Source organism: Rickettsia sp. TH2014 (assembly GCF_019249195.1).
GTDB lineage: Bacteria > Pseudomonadota > Alphaproteobacteria > Rickettsiales > Rickettsiaceae > Rickettsia > Rickettsia felis.
Genome location: NZ_MXAX01000208.1, coordinates 1 through 4,632, shown reverse-complemented (window position 1 = coordinate 4,632; position 4,632 = coordinate 1). Strand labels below are relative to the sequence as shown.

The following is a 4,632-nucleotide window of genomic DNA, read 5'->3' as shown; positions in this document are numbered from 1 at the left end:
TTTCATTCGGGTATTGGTTACAAAAAACCTATGGATGTTTATCTGAATTATACGCAAAATTATTATCAATTAGCTGCTTAACAATATAATAAAAATAGGAAACGAATTTGATTATTTTTTGTCTTGATTTCTCAGTCCATTATACTTGAACGACTTGCATTGCTGCACCGTTATTTAGAGTAAAAGTTAAGCTATTATTTTCTCTATGAGAAATAATTTGGGATATTAATTTAGAAAATTCAGTAGGTGGATGGGTATAATCTGTAGCCGGTGTTGCTTCACCTGTTAAAATTTTTGATAATTTATTTTCATCACTTATAACGGCTTGTAATGTCTCGAGTTTGGATTCATCCATTTTATGTTTTATTGGATTTCCACAAGAGAGTTGAATCTCAGCAGTTAATAATTCTTTATTAAATTCAGCTTCTAATCTTATTGTTTCTAAAATTTTAGATAAACCATACTCTGTTATAAGATCACCGTCTACTAGCTTATAAAATAACTCTCCTATTTCTATATCTGAAGTATCCGCATTATATAATTCAGATTCTACTATATTCTCCTTATTATCCTTAAATACAGCATGTATCACATTCTTCTTTAATTCATCAAGGGAAGCTAATAATGTACGAAAATGTTCTAAGTCATTAGAAGTTGTTTTAAAAATAACTTTATTATCAGTTACCTTTGTAACTCCTATTGCTGCTCCTATAGCTTTTAAAAAAATTTCCCATTTTTTCTCTAAAGTTAAGTGCTGTGTAGGCATAATTCCTCTCTATTTTATAAAATTAGAAAGAAAGATTATATTGCTATAATTTTTAATACAAGAATTCATTAAAAAAAATTAATAAATTCTTGTATGATTATGTCTTTTTTTAGGAATTTTATTATTTATTCAAAAATTTCTCTACCTCAAGAGCAGCCATACAGCCACTACCTGCAGCAGTTACTGCTTGTCTATAAATTTTATCCTGAACGTCACCGGCAGCAAAAACCCCTTCTACGCTAGTTTTAGTTGTACCTAACTTCGTGATGATATAATTATCGTCATCCATTGCAATTTGTCCGGTAAATAGCCCCGTATTCGGTGCATGCCCGATAGCTATAAATACACCGCTACAATTCACTAAACTAATTTCTTTGGTGTGGACATTTTGAATTTTAACTCCGGTAACGGATTTTGGTTTATCGCTACCTACAATTTCATCTACTACATGATCCCAAATTACCGATATTTTAGGATTTTTAAATAATCGATCCTGTAATATTTTCTCAGCTCTAAAACTATCTCTTCTATGTATTATAGTAACTTTGCTAGCATGATTGGTTAAGTATAAAGCTTCTTCTACTGCGCTATTTCCTCCCCCTACTACAACTATTTCTTGATTCTTAAAAAAGAAACCATCGCAAGTAGCGCATGCCGAAACACCAAAACCACGAAATTCCTGCTCTGAAGCTATACCAAGCCATTTTGCTTCTGCACCGGTACAGATGATTATACTTTCTGCTTCATATTCATTTCCTGATCCTGTAAATACTCTAAAAGGCCTCTTTGATAAATCCACTTTTTCTGCATAATCACTAATAATATCTGTACCGACATTTTTAGCTTGCATAGACATTTGTTCCATAAGCCAAGGTCCTTGCACCGTTTCCGCAAATCCGGGATAATTCTCAACATCGGTGGTAATTGTAAGCTGCCCGCCTGGCTGCATACCATTAATTAATATTGGTTTTAGAGCGGCTCTAGCCGTATAAATAGCGGCACTTAGACCCGCAGGGCCTGAACCTATTATTAGTACTTTAGTAGTAATTTTCATAATTATTATTTGTTATTAATTTAAATGATTCCGATGTCATTCCCGCGGAAGCGAGAATCCAAATTTTTTGCTGTCATCCCGTGATTTATTCACGGGATCCAGTTAAAAATATCAATATTATTGATATTTTTAGTTGTTCTTCTGGATACCGCGGTTAAGCCACGGTATGGCACCGAGGGCGTTTTTTGATCCATGCGACAAAGCCCTTCGCTCCTCGCAATGACGATTTGATGTCCACGCAGAAATGACATCAAGACTTCTTCTCTAACCAAGATTTGATATAGTTAATTTCTTCAGGATTCATTAGGGAAGGAGCATGACCAGCATATTTTATTTCATAAAGATCAAAAGTTTTTGTTTCTTTCATCTTTTTAACAGTAGATTTTGTTAAAATTTGAGATTTCATCCCATGAATTACTAATATTCTACATTTTATTTTATTCCATACGGACCATAGTTTAACATCTTCTTGGTTACTAGCATTTTTCATTCCTTTTGTTATAGCAGGATCATAATTCATTTTATATTTTCCGCCAAATGTAGAAATTACGCTATATTTTGTTAAATAATCCCAATCTTCTTCATCTTTAATACCTATTTGGGCGTAAATAAGTTTTAAATGTTCTTTTGCACTAGCCAAATCATCTAAGAGTACCGTTTTTTTAGCATAACCTTCAATTTTAATTAAAGGAGCAGCATCAATAAATGCCCCTATATCATTTAATATTAAGGCTTTAAAAATATTTTTATATTTACTGGCAAGTACCATACCTATAATACCGCCCATTGAAGTACCGAGCCAAATAGGTTTTTCAATATTTAGTCTTTTAAAAAAGAATAACGTGTCTTTAATATAGGTAGTATAATTATAATGATTAGCTTTTTTAAAATTTTCGCTATCACTACGACCAGGATAATTTATTGAAATTACTCTATAATTTTTACTTAACTCTTTAGCTATTTTATCAAAATCATGAGCATTTCTAGTTAATCCGTGAGCACATACTATTATATTTTTATTTTTAGGATCACCGAATTCCACATAAGAAATTTTATGTTTCGGTATATATTGAAGAGGTAATAAATTAATATAGGGACCAATTTTTATTGAATTAATTTTCATATGAACCTATTAATACCAATTTAGAATAAATTTTAAAAAAATCATTGTCATCATGTTATTAATTTAAGTCACTTAAAAATATACTGACCATTGTCGGCATATATATAACTACAAAAAGCAAAGATAAAAACACGGTAGCTGCAACTTTCTCAGGATAAAATTTCTGTAAATTCGCTATAACTATAGTATTTGCTGCGAGCGGTGCCGTAGAAAGTAGTTTTAGAGCATTATAGTAATCATTGTTATACCATTTTGTTACAAAATGATCAAACATGATAAATAACCCTACTCCCAAAGGATAGAATAAAAATTTAGCAGCAAACGTAGCAAGAGTAAATTTTATATCGACTTCAAATTTTTGTAGAGATGAAAGAGCAAGGCCCACCATTACCATACCGAGTATCGAAAAAGAACCTTTCATATTATATATAAAATCATCTAAAAAATCCGGTAAAGTAAAACCGCAAAAACTAAATAAACATCCCAAGAAAAAAGCATTTAAAATCGGTAATTTTACTACTTTTAATATACTATCGGTGGTATTTGCAAAACTTCGCATACAAATATAAAAGCCGACAGAACATTCATAAATATTAACTCCTATAACAGCCATCATGTAAATACTTAATGTATAATCATCGAAAAGTGCTGCAGCTATAGGCAACATAAAATATCCGCCATTTGCCGTACCTGCAGACAAAGCTATAATATTACGTGTATGATCTTGCCAAAATTTACCAAAAAAATAATAAGAAAAAAGCGATAAGAGTGTTGCAATTACAAATGTTACGATCGTAACGCTTAATGCCGAAAGTGTTAAGGTTGTACTAGCAGGTATCGTAAAAAATACTATAGGTGATATAAAATAAAATAGTAACGAAGAGATACTATCTCTTTCAACATTTGAATATTTACCTGCTGAGAATCCTATTACTACACTTAATAATACCGAAACGGTTTTAAAAAAAACTATACTAAAGATTATCATGTAATGAGCTAAAGATATAATTACTTATAATATATGAGGTTTTATTTTTTGCACTAAATTTTGTAAAGATTTTTATTGTATTAACTTTTAATTGAAATAATATAAATATTATAGTATTTAAGATTTGTTGTTTAATATTATATATTTATGCAAAATCTATTACCCTTATTAATTATATTTTTTTGTTTAAATACCTATTCTAATCCTATGTCGCTTGGTCTTGAATTAAATAAAACTACCAATATAGATTTAACAAAAAAATACAGAATCATCAATAAAGAACCTAATTATTGGCAAGGATATAATTATTATATAGAACCAAATGAAAAAGCTATATCTAAAGCTTTAGTAATATGTAATGATTTTAATGTAATAGAAGCCGTTATCTTAACTATAGATAAAAATAAGTTTGAAGAGTTTTATAACATTTTAAAAGATAAATATAGTTTAGAAGAAGAAAATGATAAAGTGGTTACTTTCAAGGATGGTGAATGTTTAATCATACTTGAATCTTCGGAATTAAATACCGAAATGGAACTTGTATATATAACAAACGGTTTTTATAAAGAATTTTTAAATAAACTAGATAAAGAAGAAAAATTAGAGCAAGAACAGATGAAGAGAATGTTGTAGTATACTCGATGAACTTCAAAATTGGCTACGTCGTCTTATAAGATGTAATAGTTGAGATTTAATCTTAC

Annotated in this window: 5 protein-coding genes; 1 reads left to right on the top strand and 4 read right to left on the bottom strand. The window is 29.9% G+C overall.

Annotated elements, in window-relative coordinates; all coding sequences use genetic code 11:
• Positions 1 to 139 precede the first annotated feature (139 nt).
• The 4 genes from KYQ89_RS07825 to KYQ89_RS04190 form a co-directional block, all read right to left on the bottom strand.
• Positions 140 to 766 carry a hypothetical protein gene (locus KYQ89_RS07825; protein WP_256621303.1) on the bottom strand — a complete coding sequence of 209 codons (627 nt, stop codon included), beginning with the start codon at positions 764 to 766 and terminating at the stop codon, positions 140 to 142.
• A gap of 121 nt (positions 767 to 887) precedes the next feature.
• A complete protein-coding gene (gene trxB, locus KYQ89_RS04200; RefSeq protein ID WP_218460546.1) occupies positions 888 to 1,820 on the bottom strand; it encodes a thioredoxin-disulfide reductase in 933 nt (310 codons plus the stop codon).
• Between the two features lie 250 nt (positions 1,821 to 2,070).
• Positions 2,071 to 2,943 carry an alpha/beta fold hydrolase gene (locus KYQ89_RS04195; protein WP_218460545.1) on the bottom strand — a complete coding sequence of 291 codons (873 nt, stop codon included), beginning with the start codon at positions 2,941 to 2,943 and terminating at the stop codon, positions 2,071 to 2,073.
• A gap of 58 nt (positions 2,944 to 3,001) precedes the next feature.
• Entirely contained in the window at positions 3,002 to 3,931 is a 930-nt protein-coding gene (locus KYQ89_RS04190) for an AEC family transporter (protein WP_218460544.1), read from the bottom strand.
• A 147-nt stretch (positions 3,932 to 4,078) separates the two neighbouring features.
• On the opposite strand from KYQ89_RS04190, the gene KYQ89_RS04185 reads away from it, so the two are divergent.
• Complete coding sequence (locus KYQ89_RS04185; protein ID WP_218460543.1) at positions 4,079 to 4,564, top strand: hypothetical protein; 486 nt, start codon at positions 4,079 to 4,081, stop codon at positions 4,562 to 4,564.
• The last annotated feature ends 68 nt before the right edge of the window (positions 4,565 to 4,632 follow it).